Origin of the sequence: Flavobacterium sp. NRK1 (assembly GCF_024054175.1) — a bacterium.
In the GTDB taxonomy this organism is placed as follows: Bacteria; Bacteroidota; Bacteroidia; order Flavobacteriales; family Flavobacteriaceae; genus Flavobacterium.
Genome location: NZ_JAMXLA010000001.1, coordinates 3,124,149 through 3,149,014, shown reverse-complemented (window position 1 = coordinate 3,149,014; position 24,866 = coordinate 3,124,149). Strand labels below are relative to the sequence as shown.

General features: G+C 34.3%; 26 protein-coding genes. 16 read left to right on the top strand and 10 right to left on the bottom strand.

Annotation, left to right across the window (positions count from 1 at the left end; translation table 11 throughout):
- Positions 1-70: 70 nt before the first annotated feature.
- Positions 71-1,771: a sodium:solute symporter gene (locus NHE85_RS14480; RefSeq protein ID WP_252812858.1), complete on the top strand. Its 1,701-nt coding sequence runs from the start codon at positions 71-73 to the stop codon at positions 1,769-1,771.
- 71 nt (positions 1,772-1,842) lie between these two features.
- Here the strand turns inward: NHE85_RS14480 and NHE85_RS14475 are convergent, their stop codons facing one another.
- The gene (locus tag NHE85_RS14475; RefSeq protein WP_252812857.1) at positions 1,843-2,694 is read right to left on the bottom strand and encodes a DUF2911 domain-containing protein; all 852 of its coding nucleotides are present in this window, start codon (positions 2,692-2,694) and stop codon (positions 1,843-1,845) included.
- A 147-nt stretch (positions 2,695-2,841) separates the two neighbouring features.
- On the opposite strand from NHE85_RS14475, the gene NHE85_RS14470 reads away from it, so the two are divergent.
- Positions 2,842-3,303: an SRPBCC family protein gene (locus NHE85_RS14470; protein WP_252812856.1), complete on the top strand. Its 462-nt coding sequence runs from the start codon at positions 2,842-2,844 to the stop codon at positions 3,301-3,303.
- Positions 3,304-3,315: 12 nt separating this feature from the next.
- The gene (locus NHE85_RS14465; protein WP_252812855.1) at positions 3,316-4,599 is read left to right on the top strand and encodes a deoxyribodipyrimidine photo-lyase; all 1,284 of its coding nucleotides are present in this window, start codon (positions 3,316-3,318) and stop codon (positions 4,597-4,599) included.
- 1 nt (position 4,600) lies between these two features.
- Here NHE85_RS14465 and NHE85_RS14460 read toward each other — a convergent pair whose 3' ends face one another.
- The 3 genes from NHE85_RS14460 to NHE85_RS14450 all read right to left on the bottom strand — a co-directional run bounded on the left by NHE85_RS14460 (position 4,601) and on the right by NHE85_RS14450 (position 6,315).
- Positions 4,601-5,257, bottom strand: coding sequence for an HAD family phosphatase (locus NHE85_RS14460; protein WP_252812854.1), 657 nt, complete (start codon positions 5,255-5,257; stop codon positions 4,601-4,603).
- 13 nt (positions 5,258-5,270) lie between these two features.
- Positions 5,271-5,927, bottom strand: coding sequence for an HAD family phosphatase (locus tag NHE85_RS14455; RefSeq protein ID WP_252812853.1), 657 nt, complete (start codon positions 5,925-5,927; stop codon positions 5,271-5,273).
- A gap of 73 nt (positions 5,928-6,000) precedes the next feature.
- Complete coding sequence (locus tag NHE85_RS14450; protein ID WP_252812852.1) at positions 6,001-6,315, bottom strand: four-helix bundle copper-binding protein; 315 nt, start codon at positions 6,313-6,315, stop codon at positions 6,001-6,003.
- Positions 6,316-6,474: 159 nt separating this feature from the next.
- Here NHE85_RS14450 and NHE85_RS14445 point away from each other — a divergent pair, with 159 nt between their 5' ends.
- The 3 genes from NHE85_RS14445 to NHE85_RS14435 are packed head-to-tail and all read left to right on the top strand — an operon-like array spanning position 6,475 to position 7,894.
- Positions 6,475-7,017, top strand: a complete 543-nt coding sequence (locus NHE85_RS14445; RefSeq protein WP_252812851.1) for an RNA polymerase sigma factor — start codon at positions 6,475-6,477, stop codon at positions 7,015-7,017.
- 30 nt (positions 7,018-7,047) lie between these two features.
- Positions 7,048-7,452, top strand: coding sequence for a hypothetical protein (locus tag NHE85_RS14440; RefSeq protein WP_252812850.1), 405 nt, complete (start codon positions 7,048-7,050; stop codon positions 7,450-7,452).
- 4 nt (positions 7,453-7,456) lie between these two features.
- Positions 7,457-7,894: a sensor of ECF-type sigma factor gene (locus tag NHE85_RS14435; protein WP_252812849.1), complete on the top strand. Its 438-nt coding sequence runs from the start codon at positions 7,457-7,459 to the stop codon at positions 7,892-7,894.
- Positions 7,895-8,111: 217 nt separating this feature from the next.
- On the opposite strand, the gene NHE85_RS14430 is transcribed toward NHE85_RS14435, so the two are convergent.
- A complete protein-coding gene (locus NHE85_RS14430; protein ID WP_308219360.1) occupies positions 8,112-9,164 on the bottom strand; it encodes an oxidoreductase in 1,053 nt (350 codons plus the stop codon).
- Positions 9,165-9,348: 184 nt separating this feature from the next.
- Positions 9,349-9,708, bottom strand: a complete 360-nt coding sequence (locus tag NHE85_RS14425) for a DUF983 domain-containing protein (RefSeq protein ID WP_252812848.1) — start codon at positions 9,706-9,708, stop codon at positions 9,349-9,351.
- Between the two features lie 93 nt (positions 9,709-9,801).
- Here NHE85_RS14425 and NHE85_RS14420 point away from each other — a divergent pair, with 93 nt between their 5' ends.
- The 5 genes from NHE85_RS14420 to NHE85_RS14400 all read left to right on the top strand — a co-directional run bounded on the left by NHE85_RS14420 (position 9,802) and on the right by NHE85_RS14400 (position 14,799).
- Positions 9,802-10,674 (top strand): AraC family transcriptional regulator, encoded by an 873-nt coding sequence (locus tag NHE85_RS14420; RefSeq protein WP_252812847.1) that lies wholly within the window; start codon positions 9,802-9,804, stop codon positions 10,672-10,674.
- Positions 10,675-10,740: 66 nt separating this feature from the next.
- On the top strand, positions 10,741-11,958 hold the full coding sequence (locus tag NHE85_RS14415) for an RsmB/NOP family class I SAM-dependent RNA methyltransferase (RefSeq protein WP_252812846.1): 1,218 nt from the start codon (positions 10,741-10,743) through the stop codon (positions 11,956-11,958).
- 49 nt (positions 11,959-12,007) lie between these two features.
- A complete protein-coding gene (locus NHE85_RS14410; protein ID WP_252812845.1) occupies positions 12,008-12,592 on the top strand; it encodes a Crp/Fnr family transcriptional regulator in 585 nt (194 codons plus the stop codon).
- A 68-nt stretch (positions 12,593-12,660) separates the two neighbouring features.
- Positions 12,661-13,128: a thioesterase family protein gene (locus tag NHE85_RS14405; protein WP_252812844.1), complete on the top strand. Its 468-nt coding sequence runs from the start codon at positions 12,661-12,663 to the stop codon at positions 13,126-13,128.
- Between the two features lie 243 nt (positions 13,129-13,371).
- On the top strand, positions 13,372-14,799 hold the full coding sequence (locus NHE85_RS14400; RefSeq protein WP_252812843.1) for an L-serine ammonia-lyase: 1,428 nt from the start codon (positions 13,372-13,374) through the stop codon (positions 14,797-14,799).
- A gap of 33 nt (positions 14,800-14,832) precedes the next feature.
- Here NHE85_RS14400 and NHE85_RS14395 read toward each other — a convergent pair whose 3' ends face one another.
- On the bottom strand, positions 14,833-15,264 hold the full coding sequence (locus tag NHE85_RS14395) for a nuclear transport factor 2 family protein (RefSeq protein ID WP_252812842.1): 432 nt from the start codon (positions 15,262-15,264) through the stop codon (positions 14,833-14,835).
- Positions 15,265-15,396: 132 nt separating this feature from the next.
- Here NHE85_RS14395 and panB point away from each other — a divergent pair, with 132 nt between their 5' ends.
- The 4 genes from panB (at position 15,397) to NHE85_RS14375 (ending at position 19,458) form a co-directional block, all read left to right on the top strand.
- A complete protein-coding gene (gene panB, locus NHE85_RS14390) occupies positions 15,397-16,215 on the top strand; it encodes a 3-methyl-2-oxobutanoate hydroxymethyltransferase (protein ID WP_252812841.1) in 819 nt (272 codons plus the stop codon).
- A 25-nt stretch (positions 16,216-16,240) separates the two neighbouring features.
- Complete coding sequence (locus NHE85_RS14385) at positions 16,241-16,930, top strand: RluA family pseudouridine synthase (protein WP_252812840.1); 690 nt, start codon at positions 16,241-16,243, stop codon at positions 16,928-16,930.
- A 197-nt stretch (positions 16,931-17,127) separates the two neighbouring features.
- Positions 17,128-18,486 (top strand): hypothetical protein, encoded by a 1,359-nt coding sequence (locus NHE85_RS14380; protein ID WP_252812839.1) that lies wholly within the window; start codon positions 17,128-17,130, stop codon positions 18,484-18,486.
- A 117-nt stretch (positions 18,487-18,603) separates the two neighbouring features.
- The gene (locus NHE85_RS14375) at positions 18,604-19,458 is read left to right on the top strand and encodes a neutral zinc metallopeptidase (RefSeq protein WP_252812838.1); all 855 of its coding nucleotides are present in this window, start codon (positions 18,604-18,606) and stop codon (positions 19,456-19,458) included.
- A 3-nt stretch (positions 19,459-19,461) separates the two neighbouring features.
- On the opposite strand, the gene NHE85_RS14370 is transcribed toward NHE85_RS14375, so the two are convergent.
- Both NHE85_RS14370 and NHE85_RS14365 read right to left on the bottom strand, forming a co-directional pair.
- Entirely contained in the window at positions 19,462-19,692 is a 231-nt protein-coding gene (locus NHE85_RS14370) for a hypothetical protein (protein WP_252812837.1), read from the bottom strand.
- Positions 19,693-19,706: 14 nt separating this feature from the next.
- Complete coding sequence (locus tag NHE85_RS14365) at positions 19,707-21,242, bottom strand: YifB family Mg chelatase-like AAA ATPase (protein WP_252812836.1); 1,536 nt, start codon at positions 21,240-21,242, stop codon at positions 19,707-19,709.
- 247 nt (positions 21,243-21,489) lie between these two features.
- Here NHE85_RS14365 and NHE85_RS14360 point away from each other — a divergent pair, with 247 nt between their 5' ends.
- Positions 21,490-22,845 (top strand): FAD-dependent oxidoreductase, encoded by a 1,356-nt coding sequence (locus NHE85_RS14360; protein WP_252812835.1) that lies wholly within the window; start codon positions 21,490-21,492, stop codon positions 22,843-22,845.
- A gap of 32 nt (positions 22,846-22,877) precedes the next feature.
- Here NHE85_RS14360 and NHE85_RS14355 read toward each other — a convergent pair whose 3' ends face one another.
- Positions 22,878-24,866: a thioredoxin family protein gene (locus NHE85_RS14355; RefSeq protein WP_252812834.1), complete on the bottom strand. Its 1,989-nt coding sequence runs from the start codon at positions 24,864-24,866 to the stop codon at positions 22,878-22,880.

Here is a 24,866-nt window from a genome sequence, read left to right as displayed (position 1 = left end):
TATTCGATTGTATTGCTTCTAAACATCATGTATATTGTGCTGTTCTATTTTATAATGCAAATTTATTAGTATGCAGTTATTAGACTGGATTATTCTTTCATGCACCCTTCTTTTTATTGTGACTTATGGTGCAATAAAAACAAAAGGCAGTAAAAACGTAAATGAATATATATTAGGCAGCAATGAGACGCCGTGGTGGACTGTAGGCTTATCTGTAATGGCTACGCAGGCCAGTGCAATTACATTTCTTTCCACTCCCGGACAGGCCTATCATGATGGTATGGGCTTTGTTCAGTTTTATTTTGGCCTGCCTATAGCAATGGTTGTTATTTGTATAACTTTCATTCCTATTTATCATAAGCTTAAAGTTTATACTGCTTATGAATACCTTGAACAGCGTTTTGATGTAAAAACAAGATCTCTTGCAGCCCTTATTTTTTTAGTACAAAGAGGACTTGGCACAGGTTTTACTATTTATGCGCCGGCAATTATTTTATCATCACTTTTGGGTTGGAATCTTAATCTGATGAATGTTGTAATAGGTATTATGATAATTGTATATACTGTTTCCGGCGGGACAAAAGCTGTAAATGTTACACATAAACAGCAAATGTTTGTAATAGTTACGGGTATGGTAATTACTTTCTTTATAATCCTGAATTATCTACCTCAAGAACTTGATTTTAATAATGCTTTGCATATTGCCGGAGCAAATGAAAAACTTAATATTCTCGATTTTTCTGTAAATCCGGAAAAGAGATATACTATTTGGAGTGGGATTGCAGGAGGATTCTTTCTTGCCCTCGCCTATTTTGGCACAGACCAGTCACAGGTACAGCGTTATCTTTCTGGAAAATCGGTAAGAGAAAGCCAAATGGGGCTTATAATGAATGGAATATTAAAAGTGCCTATGCAGTTTTTTATATTACTGATAGGCGTTATGGTATTTGTGTTTTTTCAGTTTCATTCTGCCCCTTTGCATTTTAACCCTAATAATACCAGACTAATTGAAAAATCCCAGTATAAAGAATCATACCACGATCTTGAAGACCAGCTAAATGTTGTAGCTAATGAAAAAAAAGAAATCAGTTTGCTTTATGTAGATCAGCTTAGCCAGGATTATGATAACAAAGAACTTCATAATAAAATGATTGCGTTAAATACGAGAGAAAAAGATTTACGTGATCAGGCTAAAGAACTAATAAATAAAGCAGATAAAACTGCGGAAACTAATGATAAAGATTATGTTTTTCTTTACTTTATACTTAATTTTTTACCAAAGGGTCTTATAGGGTTATTATTAGCCGTAATAATTTCAGCAGCAATGTCTTCATCGGCTTCGGGACTTAATGCATTGGCATCTACAACTACAATAGATATATATATGCGTCATACCAAAATAGAAAAAACAGAAAAACATTTTGTAGATGCAACTAAAATATTTACCCTGATCTGGGGTGTAATTGCAATATTATTTGCCTGTATAGGTTCTTTATTCGATAATCTTATCCAAATGGTAAATATAATTGGATCTATATTTTATGGCACAGTGCTGGGGATTTTTCTTGTAGCGTTTTATATTAAATACATAAAGGCAGAAGCAATTTTCTGGAGTGCATTAGTTACCCAAAGTGTAGTTATTTTGATTTATAAATTAGAAATAATGAGTTATTTATGGCTTAATGTTGTAGGTGCATCTATGACAATAGTAATTGCTTTACTTTTACAGATGATAATAGGCAATTCAAAAGCAAAAACAGTGCAGAGTTAGCATCTACATTATTACTTAAAAAAAGCGGACTGCCTATTAAGGCAGTCCGCTTTTTTTATCAGAAGTTCTGTTTATTTTTTACTCCATTCCTGTATAGAGTCTTTGTTCATTTTAACATAGTCGTTGTTATTAGCTTTTTCAGCAGCCGCTAATGAAAGTTTAGCTGTTTCAATTGCTCCTTTTTTATCACCCATTTTTGCCTGTATAAGCGATTTTTGTCTTAATATATAAAATGGTGGTTCCTGACCAAATTTTGCAATAGACTGGTTTATCCATGTTAATGCTTTTGCCTGGTCACCATTAGATTGATAATAATATTGAGCGGCAGCAAAAAGATCATTTGCTGAAGGCCCTGCCATTGCAGTTTCAATACTTTTCATAGCGGTTGATTTAGTAGGTACTTCAATTTTTAAAGCAACCATGGTTTTTTCCCAGGCGATTTCTAAATAACCGTAGTCACTGTCCAGATTATTAATACCGATAGTAAGAGTTTCTACATTACGTGATAAGAATTCAGGTTTAACAGAGGTTCTTAATGCTTCTTTTTTATCATCATATTTTTCAGGAAGTCCCCAGTTATTTGTATCATCATAAAATACAATATCCCAGCTATCGGCTTTTGGCTGTGTATATAATGCATAATGACCTGCAGGTAATGTTTTTCCTGCAATAACAACATCATTACTAAATGATATTACAGTATTTGCATTAGCGCCGGTTCTCCACATTCTCCCGAAAGGAACTAATTCTCCATAAACAGCTCTTCCTCTTGCACTTGGACGTGAATATTCAATTTTAACATCTGTAAGGCCTACAGTTTGTTCAACAACTGCCTTAGGGCTGGCTTGTGGTGTAACAACTTGCGCTGAACCATTTAAAATAAATGTTAGCACTAATGCTGCGGTAGCGAATATTTTTTTCATAAACTTGATGTGATTTTTTTATTAATTTGTTTTGCGAAATTAATGATTATACTTTGTACGGTTGTTAAAAAATATTAAAAATACTCTTGCTATGAGGTGTAATAGATGAAATGTGCATTAACTTTATGCATCACTTTCTATTTAAATATGTTATATACTTTACATCGGTTACAAAAATTGCCTGTATCCTTAGAACAATTATGGTATTTTATGTCAGATCCCAAAAATCTTGCCACTATCACACCCGCATCAATGGGTTTTGTAACATTATCCGGTGAAGACCGGGAAATGTTTAGTGGACAAATAATACATTATACTATTACACCATTACTTGGTATTAAAATTGAATGGGTAACTGAAATAACTCATGTTAAGGAAAATACATACTTTGTAGATGAACAAAGATTTGGACCTTACAGCTTTTGGCATCATAAACATTTTTTTAAAGAAATTCCGGGAGGTGTAGAAATGGAAGATATAGTTCATTACAAACTGCCTTTAGGAGTTTTGGGACGTATTGTTCATCCTTTTTTGGTAAAATCAAAACTTAAGGAGATATTTGACTATCGTGAAAAGAAGCTTAGCGAACTTTTCGGAGAAATGAGATAATTAAAATCAACTATGACGATATTCTGGTTTAGGCGCGATTTAAGATTGAATGATAATGTTGGGCTTTTTGAAGCATTAAAAGCAGGTGATTCTGTACTCCCTATTTTTATTTTCGATAAGAATATTTTAGATGAGCTACCAAAAGATGATGCAAGGGTGACTTTTATACAGATGCTTTTAAAGGATATTCAGAATAATCTTAAAAAAGAAAATCGCTCTTTAGCGGTTTTTCATGATGATCCTATAAAAGTGTTTAAAGAGCTTATAAAAAATAACAGTATAAGTAATGTATATACAAACCATGATTACGAACCTTATGCCCTAAAAAGAGATAAACAAATAAATGAACTGCTTAGCTCTAACAATATTACTTTCAGGACGTTTAAGGATCAGGTAATGTTCGAAAAAGATGAAATTGTTAAGGATGACGGATCTCCTTATGTAGTATATACTCCATATATGAAAAAATGGAAAGAAGCGTTTAAAACAAAGGAAATTAAAGAATTTAAAAGTCAAGATCAACTTAATAATATTACCGCTCACTCCTACCCTTTTTTAAGTTTAAGTGATATTGGTTTTACAAAATCGGATGTAGAACCCGATTCATTTGATATTTCAAAATCCCTAATTACAGATTATAAAGAAAAAAGAGATTTTCCCTTTTTAAAAGGTACTTCTCATATAAGCCCTTATTTAAGATTTGGAGCTGTAAGTGTCCGAAAAGTAATAAAAACAGCAGCAGATAATAGTAAAGATACATTTTTAAATGAACTTATCTGGCGTGAATTTTTCATGCAGATATTATGGCATTTCCCGCATACCATAACAAAAAGTTTCCGTCCAAAATATGATTCTATAAAATGGAGGAATAATGAAAAGGAATTTAAGGCATGGTGTGAGGGAAAAACAGGATACCCTATAGTAGATGCAGGAATGAGGGAATTAAATGCTACAGGAAATATGCATAATCGTGTGCGCATGATAGTTGCAAGTTTTCTGTGCAAACACCTTTTAATTGACTGGCGACTGGGAGAAGCTTATTTTGCAAAAAAACTTTTTGATTATGAACAGTCCAGCAATATTGGTAACTGGCAATGGGCTGCCGGTAGTGGTGTTGATGCGGCTCCCTACTTCAGGATATTTAATCCGACCGAACAGATAAAAAAATTCGATAAAGAATTAAAATATATTAAAAAATGGGTACCTGAATTTCAGGATATTAATTATAAACCCATTGTAGATCATAAAGAAGCAAGGGAAAGAGCTTTAAAAGTTTATAAAGAAGCCGTACAATAATCTACTTAATGTTACTTATAATATCAAAATTAACCTGACTAAAATCGGTTATTATTTTATCTGCCAATGATGTATCCTGCCCCATGGTATGCCCGCTATTATACCCGATACAGTATACTCCCGCAGCTTTAGCAGCTTTTATACCATTGGTACTGTCTTCAATAATAATGCATTCTTCTTTAGTAAATCCTGATTTTGCAACTGCTTCATTAAAAATTGCCGGGTTTGGTTTTGATTCTTCAAAATCTTCGCCGCTAATAGTACAATCAAAGTATTGATGCAAATTAAAACGTGCAAACACTTTTTCAATTTTCCTGTTTGAAGCAGATGATGCCAGTAATAATTTCATACCATTTTTATAAAGATCAATTATAAGATCTTTAACACCCGGCAGCATTTCAAGATCTTCAGCAGAATCAAAAGCATTAAAATAATATTTATACTTTTCATCCAGCAGTTCCTGATGCGTTAATGATAATGGATACAGATCTTTTAATTTTTGGACGATCATTTTATCTGAATTGCCAATAAAAGTCCCATACACTTCATCAGGCACAGTAATATTAAGTGATTTATATAATTCCTGGTTAGCACGATAACCAATAGGTTCTGTATTAACCACTACACCATCCATATCAAATATTACCGCTTTTATCATAATTCCTAAATAATTATTTTAAATTTTTGATTCTTTTAAAACTAAGATCATTAAAATGATTTACCACTATATCCGCACCTGCCAGTTCCTGAAGGCGGGAGTTTTCACTAATGTATCCTATACAGTAAATTCCTGCCGCATTAGCAGCCTTAATACCATTTGTACTATCTTCTATTATCACACATTCTTCTTTAGGAGCTAAAGACAAAGATGCAGCATGTTCAAATATCGCAGGATGTGGTTTAGATTTAGGAAAATCTTCTCCGCTGACTATATGTGTAAAGTACTGGTGTAAACTGAAACGTTTAAAAACCCTTTCAATAGTAACTTTAGAAGCAGAAGAAGCTAATATTAATTGCATGCCGTTACTATGCAGATCTACTATAAGTTCACGCACTCCCGGCAATAAATCAAGATCCTCTTTTTCGTCAAAAGCATCGTTAAAAAGAGATCTTTTTTTCTGAACAAGATTTTCAACTTCATCAAGTATGTCAAACGTCTCTTTAAGCCGCTGATATACATTTTTAGTAGAGTTACCCGTAAAAGAAGCATACATTTCTCCTGTAACATCTATATTCAGGTGTTTAAAATGCTGATGGTAGGCATAATGGTGTACAGGCTCTGTATCTACAATAACCCCATCCATATCAAATATTACTGTATTTATCATATTTTAATATAAAGTTGCAAAAATAGGATATTACCTCATTACGCCTATCCTTTTTGTTATTTATATCCGGTAATTAAGCAGCAAGGCATTGTTCAGCACATTTACTACACGCCTCAGCACATTTACGGCAATGTTCGTGTCCGCTAAATTTACCACACTCTTCAGCACATGCAGAACAGATATCAGCACATAAATTTGCAATATGCTTAGCATACTCAGAATCTCTGATATTTGATTTTAGACACAAATAGCAAATCTCTACACAATCCCTGCATAGAGAAATACATCTTAAATGATCTTTATCTGCCATATTTATACACTGTGAGGCACAATATTCGCAAGCCGCAATACAAGCCAGACAAGCGTTAATTAAATTATTGTTTTTCATAACATCCTGTTTTTAAATTTGATACTCTAACAAAATTAATTTTTAAAAACAGTATGGCTTTTAAGGCTATGTTAAACCTTTCAGCATAAAATTATAAATAGACAGCAAATTAAACCTTTTGCGTTAATTTTAGTCCAAATATAAAAACACAACTTAAAATTGCAGGACGAGAAGGCCTTTATAGCATCATTGCTAAACCCAAAAACGCAGGACATAGCGTTCAGGCAGCTCGTATCTCAATATAGCAGGCCGTTATATAATCATATACGGAATATAGTAATAGATCATGATGATACTGATGATGTATTACAAAATACATTTATTAAAGTATTTCAGAACCTTAAGAATTTTAAAGGTGAGAGCAAACTTTTTTCATGGATCTACCGTATAGCGACTAATGAAGCCATAACCTTTCTTACAACTAAATCTAAAAAAAATAATATTTCTAACGAAGAAGTACAACAAAAAGCGCTGAATAGCCTTCAGGCCGATGAATATTTTGAAGGAGATGCCATGCAGCTAAAATTGCAGCAGGCCATAGCTTCCCTACCTGAAAAACAGCAACTGGTATTCAAAATGAAATATTTTGAAGATCTTAAGTATGAAGATATTTCTGAAATTTTAGGTACTTCAGTAGGAGCCTTAAAAGCCTCTTATCACCATGCAGTAAAAAAAATTGAAGATTTTATAAATAGCCATTAAACCTTTTACAATTAATTAAGTCTAAATGATATGAAAGATTTTAAACTAGATAGCAGGCCAAATATAAAATCAGGGTTTATTGCCCCTGATGCATATTTTGAAAGCCTAGCCGACAGGGTAATGCTAAACCTTTCTTTAAAAGAAGTTAAGGTAGTTCCTTTATATAAAAGAAGACCTGTATGGGTTACTTCTGCAGCGGCGGCTTTTGTGTTGTCTTTTTCACTTTTATTTATTGAAAAAGAAGCTTCAGCACCGGTAATGCCTGATGCTAAAGCGATTGAAGATTATCTTGTATATCAATCAGATATCAGTTCTTATGAGCTGCAGAAAAATCTGGATAAACAGGATTTGAATGAATTACAAAAATCAATAAATGTAAGTCCTGAAGCTATTGAGGAATATTTATCGAATGAAGACGTTTATTTATACGAATAACGCTATGAAAATAAAATATGCTGTATCTTTCTTTCTATTGTTTACCATGTTCGCTTTCGGGCAGGCAGACAGGAGAGATCAGATAAAGGCACTAAAATCAGCACATATAGATGCTGCGCTAAAATTAACAGCCACAGAGTCGAGAAAATTTTGGCCATTATATCTTGACTGTGAGCAAAAAATTTACGATATACGTTACAATAAAATAAGGCCTCTAAATAATAAGCTTGAAGAAAAAGGAATTGACGACCTTTCACAAAAAGAAGCCCTTTTATATGTAATACAGCTTGAGAATGCTGAAGAAGAGATTTTTAACCTGCGAAAAAAATTAATTAATGATTTAAAGCCGGTTATAGGACCTAAGAAAATTTTAAAATTAAAAACAGCGGAAGACGATTTTAATAGGATTCTGCTCAATAAATATAAAGGTAAAAAAGATTAAGTAGTTTATGAAAGTTAATTGGATCTAATCAAATGATTAACCAATTAGTTAGTTTATGTTTAGTTTAAGTTTGGGAAAGGGAAGTTACAGCTTCTCTTTCTCTTTTTTATCTAAACCATAAATCTACTTTTTTTCAGCCTTTTCAAAGAGATAATCGTAAAAATATCGTCAATCCGCCTGATTTTATATAAGTTATAAAACAAATTTAATAATTTTTCTATTTAAACTTCAATCTTACTATCTTATTTTGACCAGCTGCAATTGCTATGCTGTCATTAAGAAATCGTAAAGTATGCAAAGTTTTATCATCTAACAGTTTTTCCCAACTTGCTCCCCTGTCAAAGGAATAATATCCTCCGGAATGACCTACAGTAAAAAGTTCGTTCCCATCGCTATTGGGCAGAAACTGAACACATGATGCATAACCAAATCCGGCATTTTCACCTACAAGTTCCCATGTCTTGCCACCATCAACCGTTAATATTTTATTTCCTGAATTTTTATCTAAATGTTCATAATCACCACCGACGGCAAAACCAATTTTTTGATCATAAAAATCGGCTGAAAATATTCCGGTCATCTCCCTACCCTGTATGATAGGTGTATCATAAGCTTTCCATGTTGCACCTTTATCAGATGAGAAAAAAACTCTTGATTTTTTTCCACCAGATACTATCCAGATATTATCTCCTTTTACAATTACATTTGAATTACTTGCTGCAAATGCCGCTTCCCCTTCATAAACAGCAGGAATAGTATTGCAGGAAATTTTTCTCCAGGTTGTACCGCCATCAGTAGTCTTAATAACAGACAGACATCCGGCTACAGGATCACCCATAGCTATTCCTTCAAAATCATTAATAAACTGCATACTGTCATAGAACACTTTCTCTCCATCTTCTGTATAAACAAGTTTAGTATGCTTGCCATCTTTAGATATCCTATATAGTAAAGCCGGATTTCCGGCATTAAGTATAAAAATATTTTTTCCGGTTTGAGCTATGGCTCTAAATTCAGGTAATAATGAATCCTGCGCAGCTACTCCACTAAAATTCTTTCCTCCTGATAATGAAACCCAGCCGTATTTTCCTTTACTTCCGGCATACCAAACTCTGTCACCATCTAAAGTAATAGCTCTTATACTAATATCATCATTCAATAAAGTATCTACAGATACATTTTTGAAAGAAGGGTTGTAAACCATGTTTTCCTTTTTTTTACAGGAAAAAAATGATGCCGCTATTAAAAGAAATAACACTTTCTTCATCATAAAAATTTGGAATGCTAATATAATAAAAAATCTACTCACATATTAAGTTATGAGTAGATTTTATATACAAAAAAGCTATTTTTTGTGAAAAAAATTCAAAATTACTTCAATTAATTAGGATGAGACCTAAAATACAAAGAAGTTGAAAGGAAAATATTATCGCTGAAATACACTCTTTATATGTCTAACTTCTATTTTTTTTACCGTCAAACATATAGATCCATACCATTCTTGAAAGCCTGAAATTGAAAGTACTTAAGAGTACCGAAAAAACTGCGATCAGGCTAATCATACCAATATAACTTTTAATAAAAAACTGAGCTACTAAAAAAACGGCAATCATTTCTGCCACAGTTAGCGCATAGCTTACATACATTGATCCAAAAAAATAACCCGGTTCACGTTCAAATTTATGGCCACAAACCCTGCAATTATCATGCATTCCCGGCATTTGAAATAATAACGGATTACCCTTTTTGTAAAACACTTTTCCCCGACCGCATTTCGGACATTTTTCTTCTATAATATCTGTAAATTGTGACATTGTTTTTTTATTACAAATTTATATCTATAAGATATTTTAATCCATGAAATATATTCTCAGTAATTTGTACTTTTAGGACATAATAGTTATAATATGAAAAAAGTGTCCATACTTCAGATGCAGCAATTTCAGGGTGATAACAGTCCTGAAGATTTTTATGCTAATACACTTGAAAATCATTTGGCCACCAGGCATAAGGATATAGCACTGCCCCACTCTCATAATTTTTATCTGGGAATATTATTTACTAAAGGAAAGGGCACGCATGAGGTGGACTTTACCGTATATACTGTAGAGCCCGGGGCTTTATTCTTTTTAAATCCCGGACAGACACATCACTGGGAACTATCAGATGACACAGAGGGATATATTTTTCTTCATAGTAAAATGTTTTACGACTTACATTTCACTAATAATCACTTGAGTCATTTTCCTTTCTTTTTTAGTATGCATAATTCACCTTTTATACATCTCGAAAATGATACTTACAAGGAAATCAAACAATTATTTAAAAAAATTATTAAAGAGAATGAAGATAATAATATACTTAAAAAAGAATATATAATTAATTTAGTAGATCGCATATATATTGAAAGTACTAGAAATTATATATCTCAAAACATTATTCCCGGCGAAAACAGGAACACTTATTATGCTAAGTTCAGAAAATTTGAAGAACTGGTTGGTGAGCACTATACAACTATAAAATCACCTGCGGCTTATGCTTACATGCTGAATATAACATCTAAACACCTAAATAGAATAACACAGACTATAGTAGGGAAAACGGCATCTGATGTTATAATTGACCGTATAATGCTTGAAGCAAAAAAGGCATTAATTCTTCAAAAAAGCAGTTTTACGGAAATAGGTTATGCATTAGGGTATGATGATTACGCCTACTTTTCGAGATTGTTTAAAAAGAAAACCGGCTATACGCCTTCAACCTTTTTAAAAAGGTATTAATGACAAACAATTGATTTTAGTGTATCTGCCCAAAAAATAATACCTTTGCAGCTTCAAATTACAATAATGAGATTACACAGAAACTTAGTTTTTACAGTTATTGATTCACTAGGCTTTATCTTTAATGATGGAGAATATGCCGACAAGGTAGTTGCACGCGCATTGAAAAAAGATAAACGCTGGGGGAGTGCCGATAGAAAATTTGTAGCAGAAACTATATATGAAATTGTTCGTTGGAAACGTTTATATACTGAAATTGCAGAAGTTAAAGAACCTCTTGACAGAGATAAGCTTTGGCGCATTTTTGCCGTTTGGGCTGTATTAAGAGGTATCACTCTGCCTGACTGGAAATATTTTGAAGACACCCCTGTGCGTCGTATAAAAGGGCGCTTTGATGAACTTTCTAAAACAAGAAAATACAGGGAATCTATACCTGACTGGATGGATGAATTGGGCGTTAAAGAATTAGGTGAAACCAAATGGGAAAAAGAACTTGCTGCACAAAATGAGCAGGCAAAAGTTATTTTAAGGGTAAATACACTTAAAACCACAAGGGAAAAGCTTCGTGCTATTCTTATGGATTTAAATATAGAAACTATTATTGATAAAGATTATCCTGATGCCCTTATTCTGAAAGAAAGAGCGAATGTATTTCTTACAGATGCTTTTAAAGAAGGTTTATTTGAAGTTCAGGATGCATCATCTCAATTAGTAGCGCGTTTCCTTGAAGTAGAGCCGGGCATGCGTGTTGTAGATACATGTGCAGGCGCAGGAGGAAAAACATTGCACATGGCATCGCTAATGCAAAATAAAGGTCAGCTTATTGCTATGGACCTTTATGAAAGCAAACTGAAACAGCTTAAATTACGTGCAAAAAGAAACAGCGCCTTTAATATAGAGTACCGTATTATAGACAGCACAAAAGTTATAAAGAAACTGCATGAAAAAGCAGACCGTGTACTTATAGATGCTCCATGCAGCGGATTGGGTGTATTAAAGCGCAACCCTGATAGCAAATGGAAACTTCAGCCTGAATTTATAGATAATATAAGGAAGGTTCAGTCCGAGGTATTGGAAAGTTATTCCAAAATTGTAAAACCGGGCGGAAAAATGGTATATGCAACATGCTCTGTATTGCCATCAGAAAATGAAGAGCAGGTCAAAAAATTCCTTACTACTGAAATTGGAAAAGAATTTACCTTTATTAAAGAAAATAAAGTACTGGCTTCAGAAAGTGGTTTTGACGGTTTTTACATGGCATTGCTCGAAAGAAAAAACAAATAGTATTACAGCCTCCCTAACAGGGAGGTTTTTTTATTTATTAACTTTGAGTATGGAAAATAAAGTAAAACCCATCAGTTTTTTTGATAGTGTTTCTCCTTTTGTAAAGCTAAGCATAGAAAGTAAAAAGATATTACTGGCCCATATGGTAAAAGAATCATTACCAAAAGGGCACATATTAGTACCTATTGGCGGTATATGCAGAAATGTGCATTATATAGAAAAAGGACTTTCACGAACATTTTATCTTAAAGAAGGCAAAGAAGTTACTGAAAGATTTTGTGCGGAAAACTCTTTTACCTGCTCAATGACCGGACATCTTACTAATACACCTGATGGAAGACAGATAGAACTTTTAGAACCTTCAGTAATATGGTCTATGCCGTATGAAAAATTAGAGCAACTTTACGACAATCATCATGAAATTGAGCGCCTGGGCAGGCATATTATTACTGCTGACTTAATAGCGCTGCAAAGACGCCTGAGCGACCTTCAGTTTAAAACTGCAGAAGAACGCTATATAAATCTGCTTAAATCAAACCCAACTTTATTGCAGCGCGCACCGCTTGGTATTATTTCATCATATCTTGGTATTACACATGAAACACTTAGCAGAATAAGATCTAAAGTAAATTGATTTTTTGATAATTGTCAAAGGAAATATTTTTACTTTGATACAAATTTGCTTTAAGAAAATTGAAGCAAATGGAACTAAAAACATTTTATAAAATACGATTCAGCGATTGCGATTCTTTTAAGCACCTTCATAATTCAGGCTATCTGGATTACATGCTTAATGCACGTGAAGATCATCTTAATGATTTTCATAACATCAATATGACAGATTTGTATGAAAAAGGTTCCGGATGGATGGTAAACAGGCACGAAATAACATACCTGGCTCCTGCCCTATACAATGAAAATGTTTGCATAAAATCATTACTCATAAAACTAGCGGACGACAGCCTCATTGTAGAAATGTCCATGTGGAACGAACAGGAAAATCAACTTAAGGCTTTATTATGGACAAAATTTATTCATATTAAACTGCAAACAGGTAAGAGAAGCAATCATCCTGACTGGTTTATAAAATTAGCCTCCCCCCTTGAAGAAACAACATTGCACCATGTAAAATCGCATACCGAAAGGCTTGCAATGCTTGTAAAGAGATAGTGTTAATCTCCCCTTTTTAAATCTGACTTCCGGAAATTCCGGAGGTTTTTTTTATATTAAAACTATCATGATTTAGCATTAAAACACTCTGCTAAAATTAAACTTATAACAACTTAGAGCTTCTTTGTTATTTCCAATTTAGCAAATCAACAATTTTAATCCTATATCGTTGTAGTTGTATCAATTTATATACATTTGCACGCTGTAAATAAACTATCTTTACAACAATTTGCTGTAATTGCTATGAATGAATGTATTTCTGTTTTCGATATGCTCAAAATTGGTGTAGGACCTTCAAGTTCACACACTCTTGGGCCGTGGCGTGGCGCCGAACGTTTTTTAAAAGAACTTCATGAAGAAGGAATTTTCAATAAAGTAAATCGCGTTAAGGTAGATCTTTACGGGTCACTTTCTCTTACAGGAAAAGGACATGCTACAGATCTTGCAGTAATGCTTGGCCTTAGTGGTGCTGACCCTGAATATGTTCCTATTGAGAGTATTGGTTCAATAATAGAAAATATAAATGTTAGCTATCAAATCAATCTTGACGGCAAGAAAAATATTCCCTTTTTTATTTCAAGAGATATTATATTCAATAAAAATTTTCTTCCTTTTCATTCTAATGGTTTTATGTTCACTGCTTTCACAGATGATGAACAGGAATATGAATCTACATTCTATTCTATAGGTGGTGGTTTCGTTGTTAAAGAAGAGAGAACAGTAGCCAAAGAAAAGGAACAGATAAGATGCGCCTTCCCCTTCCCAGTTGATAAAGCAGATGAGCTTTTAAATTATACCAGGACAGAAGGAAAAAAAATATCTGAAATAGTTTATGAAAATGAAAAGTCAATCCGCACTGAAGAAGAGATTGACAAAGAACTTATGCGCATCTGGAATACAATGCTGGAATGTATGTACACCGGCTGCCACACAGAAGGTGTGCTGCCAGGTGGTTTAAATGTACGACGCAGAGCCTTTGATATGCACAAGAATATGATTGGCGAACTACCATATAACAATCCATGGGAGTGGCTGAAAGTTATAAGAAAAACAGAAGTAAAATTCCGTCAGATATTAAAATGGGTAAGTTGTTTTGCCCTGGCCGTTAATGAAGTGAATGCTGCTTTAGGCCGTGTGGTTACCGCGCCAACAAACGGAAGCGCAGGCGTTATACCGGCTGTACTTATGTACTATATGGTAATTGAAAATCATGATGCTGACGAAAGCCATATCAAACAATTTTTAATGGTGGCCGGAGAAGTGGGCAGTATCTTTAAAAAGGGAGCAACAATTTCTGCTGCTATGGGCGGTTGCCAGGCTGAAATTGGTGTATCTTCTGCAATGGCTGCTGCTGCACTTTGCGAACTTATGGGAGGAACGCCGGAACAAAGCCTTATGGCTGCAGAAATTGCTATGGAACATCACTTGGGTATGACATGTGATCCTATTGGCGGATTGGTACAAATACCTTGTATTGAAAGAAATACAATGGGAGCAATTAAAGCAATTAATGCCGCAGAACTTGCATTGGAAACTGATCCAAAAAATGCGAAAGTGCCTTTAGACAAAGTAGTTGATACTATGTGGAAGACAGCACAGGATATGAATAATAAATATAAAGAAACATCTGAAGGCGGACTTGCCGTTACGGTGAATAATGCTGATTGTTAACATAAAGAGCCGTAGATTAACTCTATGACTTTTTTATTTTCTTCTGGTATCAATAATATAAATTATTTTCCATATACCGTCATCCTTAAATAACTGAAATGAATTTACGCCTTTATGGCTTAATTTTCCCTTTATATAAAATTCATAGGGCGTCCATGCATTGGCCATACTCCCATCTATTTGTATTCTATAATTTAAGAGCCTTTCCTCAACTTTAATATCAGAAGGAATTTCACTGATCATTTTGTAAAATTCATTTAAATCTTCAGTTATAAGTTTTACTCCGTGTTCATTTTCTGAAATAGATTGTAAAATCATGTTTTTGCTGCAAACAGATTTTATTTTTAGGGTATCGGAAGTATGCAGACCTTCAAAAAATATCGCAATTGTTTTTTTTATTTCTGTATCCTGCGCGTTTACACAAAAAGTAAACATCAACAGTAAGCATAGCATTGTTCTTTTCATATCTAATAATTTACATATATACTATAGTAGTTTAATCAGGTTTTTTGTTACATAAATTAGATAATAAAAAGTAAACGAAAGCCTTATTGTTATTACAATTTAGTACTTTTACCCCTCTAAATTTTTAATGTCATGTCAACAGCAAAAAAAGATTATAAAAGAATAACAACCAAGTCTTTAATTGAAATGAAAGCCAATGGTGAAAAAATATCAATGCTTACCTCTTATGATTTTACCATGGCAAAAATTGTTGACACAGCAGGAGTTGATGTAATATTAGTAGGTGATTCAGCATCAAATGTAATGGCAGGGCATGAAACAACCCTTCCTATAACGCTTGATCAGATGATATATCATGCATCATCTGTAGTAAGAGCAATTACCAGGGCCTTAGTTGTTGTTGACCTGCCTTTCGGAAGTTATCAGTCAGATCCGAAAGAAGCATTACGATCATCAATCAGGATAATGAAAGAAAGTGGCGGACATGCTGTAAAACTTGAAGGGGGCAGTGAAATAAAAGACTCTATTAAAAAAATACTTAATGCCGGAATTCCGGTAATGGGGCATTTAGGACTTACCCCTCAGTCTATTTATAAATTTGGAACTTATACTGTTCGCGCCAAAGAAGATGCAGAAGCAGAAAAACTTATGGAAGATGCAAAAATGCTGGAACGCATAGGTTGTTTTGCTGTGGTTCTTGAAAAAATACCAGCTCATTTAGCTAAAAAAGTAGCTGAAAGCATTTCGATACCGGTAATAGGAATCGGAGCCGGAGGCGGCGTAGATGGTCAGGTACTGGTTATTCATGATATGCTGGGTATGAACAATGAGTTTAGTCCCCGTTTTCTGCGCAGGTATATGAATCTTTATGAGGATATGACAAATGCTATTGGTCAGTATGTAAGTGATGTAAAATCAAAAGATTTTCCAAATTCGAACGAGCAATATTAATTAAAAATAATTGTTCAGCCTTTAAATGAAAGTACTTTCCAACAAAAGCAATCTTCAGATCCTGTATGAGGACAATCATATTATTGCTGTTAATAAAAGGGTTGGCGATATTGTACAAGGAGATAAAACCGGTGACAAGCCTCTTAGTGATGTTGTAAAAGAATACCTAAAAGATAAATATAACAAGCCTGGAGAAGTTTTTTTGGGAGTAGTCCACCGATTGGACAGACCCACTACAGGTATAGTTATTTTTGCCCGTACCTCTAAAGCACTAACAAGACTGAACGATTTGTTTAAAAATCGTGAAACCCAAAAAACATATTGGGCCATAGTTAAAAACAAACCAATCAAAAGTAATGATACTCTTGTTCATTACTTAAAGAGAAACGAAAAAAGCAATACTTCAAAAGCTTATATAAAAGAAGTGCCGGACAGTAAAATGGCAAGCCTTGAATATACAATTATAAAAGAGCTTAATAATTATACTGCCCTCGAAATTAACCTGCATACAGGCAGGCATCATCAGATACGTTCACAGTTATCTGCAATGGGTTCTCCTATAAAAGGTGATCTTAAATACGGTTTTGACCGAAGTAATCCTGACGGTGGCATACATCTCCATGCGAGAAAACTAAACTTCATCCACCCTGTATCAAAAGAAAAAATACAAATTATTGCACCCGTACCTTCGGATAGCATCTGGAATGCTATTTAAAGTTATGAGAATAATATGATTATGTAAACACATCAAAATACCTAAATATAGGTATTTTGTTTCCACTTAAGTTTTTAGATATTTGTGCTTACAAACTGTTAGGGTAAATTAATTATTAAATGTTATATTGTTAATATATTATTAATATAAAAAAAAATTAATAAATTTAAACCGTAAAACAATCACTATTATACTATATGAAAAAATCATTACTATTAGTCTTAACCCTTTTTAGCTCAGGGCTATATGCACAGGAGCATTTTGCAGGAATTAATACCTCCCGAAGGACCGGTATTATTAATGCAACGGTAAATCCTGCAGAGCTGACAAACCTTAAAAATAAATATGAGGTTAATATATTTAATTTTAGTGCTAACGTATCTAATAATAAAATGACTTTTGGGGATCTTGTCGGGGGATCTGATGATTTTGAAGATATGATATTTTCAGGTAATGAACCTGTAAACATGAAAGCAGATATAGAGATCTTAGGACCTGCTTTTGCTTATAAAATAGATAAATGGGCTTTCGCTATTACCACTTCTGCAAAAATAAAAGCCGATATACATGATGTAGATACAGGATTAGGAAGAGCACTAACTACAGACACTGATATATTAGATATTGCCGGAAGCTATATTACAGCAGGTTCAAACCAAAGAGTTTCAGGCACCTCATGGGGCGAAGTAGGCTTTTCTGCCGCCCGTGATATATTTGAAAACGATACACATAAATTTTCAGGTGGTATAACCTTTAAGTTAATATTTCCCGGATCCTATGCTAACATGGCCGCCGACCAATTTAACGGAGATATAGCTTTAGGCACAGGTGCTAATACAGGAGATGTGGTATTAAAAAATGCAAATGCCGATATTAATGTAGCTTATTCAGGCTCTTTGGCTGATGGTTTTACTGATGCAGGAAACTTTACCGATTTTTTTGCCGGAGGGCTTAACGGTTTTTCCACTGACTTTGGTTTTAACTATAGATGGAAAGATCCTAATAATGATGAAGGATACAAAGTAAATGCCGGATTATCCGTAAGGAATCTTGGCAGCATGACTTTCAAGGATAACAATAATGTGTCTAAAAATTATCGTTTAGAAACAACAGGTGCTCAGGAATTTAATCTTAGTCAGTTTGAGGGAGTAGATGATTTAAAAGAAGTTGAAGCTATATTACAAAGTGACCCTAACATACAATTTGTGGATACAAAATCTGACTTTAAAGTTAAGCAGTCGGCAGTATTATCTACATATGCTGATTTTAAAGTATATAATAACTGGTATGTAACAGGATTTTTACAGCAGCGACTTAGTGACGAAAGTAAAAATGATCAGTTAATTGCCCAAAATATATTTACTGTAACTCCACGCTATTCCGGAGAATGGTTTGAAGCTTATGCTCCTATTTCGTCTAACGAAATATCAGGATTTACTGCAGGTTTGGGTGTTAGACTTGGTGGTTTTTATATTGGTTCAGGGTCAATACTTTCAGCTGCTCTTGGTAATACAAATCAAGCCGATGCTTATTTAGGTTTTCGCTTCGGATTTTAATACTATACAACAAAGTAAAAGCCGCATCAGAGATGCGGCTTTTTTTATGCTAATTTATTTATAAAGAGAGTTTTTAATTAATAAAATTGAGTAAATTCATTATATAAAACAATCAATATGAAATGGTCAGGTAGAAGACAAAGTGATAATGTAGAAGATCGCCGAGGTTTTTCAGGAGGAAAAATTGTTGCCGGAGGCGGTATTATAGGGCTTATTATACTCGCAATAAATTTATTTATGGGAGGAGATAATACTGAAATTCTTAATGACATTAATTCTCAATTACAGCAGAGCAGTTCTCAGGAAACGGTAGAACTGACAGCCCGTGATAAAGAAATGGGGCAATTTGTTGCTACTATACTTGCAGATACTGAAGATGTATGGTCTAAAATTTTTAAAGAAAATGGGCTTACTTATAAAGAACCTAAACTTGTATTATTCAGAGATGCTGTTCAGACTGCCTGCGGAGGCGCGTCTTCTGCTTCCGGCCCATTTTATTGCCCAACAGATCAAAAGGTATATATGGACCTGGCTTTTTTTGATGAACTGCAATCACGTTTTGGGGCGAAAGGCGGAGATTTTGCAATAGCGTATGTTATAGCCCATGAAGTGGGCCATCATGTTCAGACATTGCTGGGAACTTCAGATAAAGTACGCAGTTTACAGGCTAAAACCAACGAAAAAGGTGCTAACAGACTCTCGGTTGCTTTAGAACTGCAGGCTGATTTTTATGCAGGACTCTGGACGCGCTATAATCAGGAAATGAATAACATTTTAGAGGAAGGAGATATTGAAGAAGCAATTAGTGCAGCAAATGCCGTAGGAGATGATGCAATTCAAAAGCGCTCACAGGGCCAGGTTATACCCGACTCCTTTACTCATGGTACTTCTGCTCAAAGAGTATATTGGTTTAAAAAAGGGTTTGAGTCCGGTGATATTAATCAGGGAGATACTTTTGATGAAATAAAGTAATGCTTAATTATTCTTTTTAGCATTCATTATCTGCCATTGATCATTGAGATATTTTACTTTATTTACTTCTTTCCTTATTAGTTCGGCTTCTTCTTCGTAATCAGGATCATCCATTCCCATTGCATCCAGACCTTCTGCCCTTTCCAGTAAATTTTCCATTACAGGTTTTAACTTTTCCTGCACAATTGCGGGCATACCATTAAATAGTTGCTCCAGTTCTTTTTTCTTATTCATAGTATATTTTTTAATTATCCTAACCAGCCATCTCTGTCAAGACTGCGATATTGTATAGCTTCCGCAATATGGTTTTGACCAATATTCTGAGCTCCGTCCAAATCAGCAATTGTTCGTGAAACTTTTAAAATTCTGTCATAGGCACGTGCAGACAGATTTAATCGTTCCATTGCTGTTTTTAATAATTGTAAAGATACTTCATCAAGTTCACAATATTCCCTTATTTGTTTTGTATTCATTTGGGCATTGTAATGAACTTTTTCAAGATGTGCAAACCGTTCCGTTTGAATTTCTCTCGCGGTGGTTACCCTTTGTCTTACATCAACACTGCTTTCCGATTTTTGCTTTTCTGAAAGCTTTTCAAAAGGTACTGGCGTTACCTCTATATGGATATCTATTCTATCTAATAAAGGTCCGGATATTTTACTTAAATATCGCTGCATTTCATGTGGTGAAGAACTCACAGGAGCATCCGGATCATTAAAATAACCTCCCGGACTTGGATTCATACTTGCAACAAGCATAAATGATGAAGGATAAGTTATAGTAAATTTTGCCCTTGAAATAGTCACTTCCCTATCCTCAAGTGGCTGCCGCATAACTTCAAGAACTTCACGTTTAAATTCAGGCAATTCATCCAAAAATAAAACACCATTATGCGCCATTGATATTTCGCCTGGTTGAGGATAACTTCCCCCTCCAACAAGTGCTACATTTGAAATTGTATGATGTGGACTGCGGAATGGCCTCTGATTCATTAATCCACCTTCTTTCACTTTACCTGCTACACTATGTATTTTTGTTGTTTCCAGCGCTTCTTTTAATGTCATAGGAGGCAGTATACTTGGTAAACGTTTTGCTAACATGGTTTTTCCTGCTCCCGGAGGACCAATTAAAATAATATTATGCCCTCCTGCTGCGGCAATTTCCATACATCGTTTTATACTTTCCTGCCCTTTAACATCACTAAAATCAAATTCAGGAAAATCAAGTGTTTTGTAAAATTCTTCGCGGGTGTTAAAAATTGTAGGCTGTAAATCTCCCCTGCCCTCAAGAAAATCTATTACTTCTAATACATTTTCCACACCATATACATCAAGGCCATCAACAATTGCAGCTTCTTTTACATTTTGCTTAGGAAGAAAAAAACCTTTGAAACCCTCTTCTCTGGCCTTTATAGCTATTGGTAATGCCCCTTTTATGGGTTGCAGGCTGCCGTCAAGTGAAAGCTCACCCATAATAACATACTTATCAACTTCATCTGAAACTATTTGTCCTGAAGCGGCAAGAATACCGATTGCAAGAGTAAGATCATAAGCAGATCCCTCTTTTCGCAAGTCGGCTGGAGCCATATTTATTGTTATTTTTTTTCCTGGAAGCTGATAGCCATTATTCTTTAATGCAGCAGCAATACGGTAGCTGCTTTCTTTAATGGCATTATCAGGGAGTCCTACAAGGTGATAACCAACTCCTTTATCAATATTAACTTCAACAGTTATAGTAGTTGCTTCAACACCGAACACAGCACTACCGAAGACTTTTATTAGCATATAATTTATTTGTATGGCGTATATAATATTCAGCTTAATTCTAAGCCGAAAATAAGAAATTTATAGGTTACTTAAAAATTCTTATAAAAATATCCCTTTAAATTTTACCAATATAAAATAACTCCTTATTTTTAATAAAATTTGATATGAATACGTTTGTTATCAAAGAAAATTTAAACAATCTAAACCTAATTCTATACTAGCTTAGCCAGAACACGCAACGTTTTGGCTATTTTTTTATACCATCATGACAAACAACATTTTAGTTATTATAGGAGGTGATGCAGCAGGTATGTCAGCAGCTTCAAAAGTAAGAAGGGAACAGCCCAACCGTAAAATAATTGTATTTGAAAAATCAAATTATACATCCTATTCTGCGTGCGGCATCCCATATTTTATTTCAGAGAAAGTGAAATCCGCTGATGAATTAATTGTCCGAGATCCCGAAACTTTCAGGAATAAATACAATATTGATGTCAAAACAATGCACCTGGTAAAAGAAGTTGATACTGTAAGCAAACGCATAAAAGTTCTCAATAAAGAAAAAAAGGAAGAATTCTGGCAAGAGTATGACCAGCTCCTTATAGCTACCGGCGGTAAAGCGTATTGCCCTGATATTGAAGGACACGATGCGGACAACGCTTTTGGTGTTACTACACTAAAAAGCGGCATTAATATAGAACGATTTATTGAAGAGAAAAAGCCTAAAAATGCTGTCATTATTGGTGGCGGTTATATAGGCCTTGAAATGGCAGAGGCATTACTAATACGTGGCTTAAATGTAAGCATTGTAAATCGTTCGGAGCAGGTAATGAACACATTAGACCCGGATATGGGTGCCATAGTATCTGATGCAATCTGTAATCTAGGAGTAAAGCTTTATGCTGAAGAAGAATTAAAAGCTTTTAAAGTAACAGATAAAATTATAACTGAAGTTATTACTAGTAAACAGTCTATAAAAACGGATATGGTTATATTCGGAATGGGATCTGCTCCAAATACTGAATTTATAAAAAATTCAGGAATTGAATTAGGGGTTAAAAATGCTATTAAAGTGAATGCGCAGATGCAAACTAATATTAAAGATGTATGGGCTGCCGGAGATTGTACCGAAACATTACATCTAACAAGTCATAAACATGTATATATTGCTTTAGGTACTTTAGCTAATAAAACGGGACTTGTAGCAGGAAGTAATATAGCGGGAAATAAAGCTATTTTCCCGGGAGCTGTTGGTACAGCGGTTTGCAAGCTATGCAGTTATGAAGTTGCCAGAACCGGATTACTTGAAAAAGATCTCAAAAGCTTAGGAATAGAGTTTGTAACAGCTACAATTAAAAGTAAAACCCGGGCTCATTATTATCCTGACTCTAAAGATATAACCGTTAAACTTTTAGCAGAAAAAAATAGCGGAAGATTATTAGGAGGACAAATTATAGGTGAAGAAGGTGCTGCTAAACGCATAGATGTATTAGCAACTGCATTAACCCATAATCTTACGCTGCAAAATATTATTGACTTAGATCTCTCCTATGCGCCACCTTTTTCTCCGGTTTGGGATCCGGTACAAACTGCAGCCAGAAAGTTAATAAACTATATTTAAAAAAAATGCCTTCTTAACAGAAGGCATTTTTTTTATTTTTTAAAGTTTGCTATACCGGAAGTAAGCCATTGCTGGTATTCTTCAATATCCGGTGTATAACCAACAGGATCATTTAGGTTTTCTTCGTCAAGACCCATAAGTACATAATACGGCTGGGCATTAGCCTTATATTTTCTTATCTGCAAATCACTCCATTTGTTCCCAATAGTTTTTATCATTTTTCCAGTAGTTTCAGATACTTTCTGCTCTTCTTTAGGAAGTTCTTTTTTATAATCTACATATAATGATATTAAAACTACTTCTTCTTTCAAAATGGAAAGTACGCGTTCGTCAGACCATACATAATCTTCCATTTTACGGCAATTTACACATGCATATCCTGTAAAATCCAATAATACTGGTTTGTTTACTTCTTTTGCATACGCCAGTCCTTTATCATAATCTTCAAACGCAATTATACCATGAGCCGCAAGTTTTGCACCCTCAGGTAAGGCACCTTCCCCGGATGGCATAGCAGGTGCAGCTTCAAATCCGAAAGGAGATTCGCTATAGTTTGATGGTGGCGGGAAACCGCTAATAAGCTTTAATGGTGCACCCCAAAGTCCCGGAATTAAATAAACTGTAAAAGTAAGTACAAGTATCCCTAAATAAAGTCGTCCTACAGAAATATACGGTAAAGGACTATCATGAGGTAAAGTAATTTTTCCAAAAAGATAAAATGCCATTATACCAAAAATAGCTATCCAAATTGCTAAAAACACTTCTCTTTCAAGTAAATGTGTCTGTAAAACAAGATCGGCATTTGAAAGAAATTTAAAAGCAAGAGCCAATTCAAGGAAACCTAAAAACACCTTAACTGTATTAAGCCATCCTCCGGATTTAGGAAGCGTATTAAGCCATCCCGGAAACATTGCAAATAACATAAATGGCAATGCCAATGCCGAAGAAAATCCTAACATACCTACTATAGGCGCTATCCCTCCTTTTGAAGCAGCTTCTACCAGAAGCGTACCTACAATAGGACCTGTACATGAAAAAGACACAATAGCTAATGCTAAAGCCATAAAAAGTATTCCAAGAATACCTCCTCTATCTGCCTGTTGATCTACTTTATTTGCCCATGAATTCGGAAGCATTATCTCGAATGCTCCAAGAAACGAGGAGGCAAATACAACAAGAAGTACAAAGAAAATAATATTAAACCATACATTGGTAGACAGGGCGTTCAAAGAGTCAGCCCCAAAGATTGCCGTTACTAGTGAACCTAATATTACATAAATTACAATAATAGAAATACCGTAAAAAAATGCATTTCTAATGCCTGCAGCTTTAGTTTTGCTTTGCTTAGTAAAAAAGCTTACAGTCATTGGTATCATAGGGAATACACATGGTGTAAGTAAGGCTGCGAAGCCAGAAATAAAGGCCAGGAAAAAAATAGAAAAAAGACCTCTTTGCTCATCCTTTTTAGGAGACTCTGTTACAAGTGAATTATCATTTTTTTTTTCTGATTTTACAGGAGTTAAAACCTCTTCAAAACTTTTTACTTCTTTAGAATTTAAAGCTTTAAGATCAAAAACAAACAAATTACTGCCTTGTATGCAAACTTCTTTACATGCCTGGTATGCAAGCTCTACCTGAATAATATCATTAGCATTATTTGTAATTTTTATAGTTTGTTTTAATTGTGCATTATGGCTCCAAAACGTTTCATCAACACCAAAAGTATCATTAAAAGCTTTTTCAGTTTTACTTTCTTCAGCTTTACCTACAGCTTCAAAATTATCCTTATCGTTATTGAACAGCACTTCAAGAGGTAATGCTCCGCCATCTGCAGTAAATTGAGAATACATATGCCAACCTTCCTCAATCGTTGCGTCAAAAATTAGGATATATTCGGTATCTGATTTTTTTTCAATTTTAGATGTCCATTTTACCGGATCTACAAGATTAGCTCCCGGGGGTTGTGCCTGAAGCGTTAAAAAAGCAAATAAACAAAAGAATAATAAAGCCGCTTTTTTCAT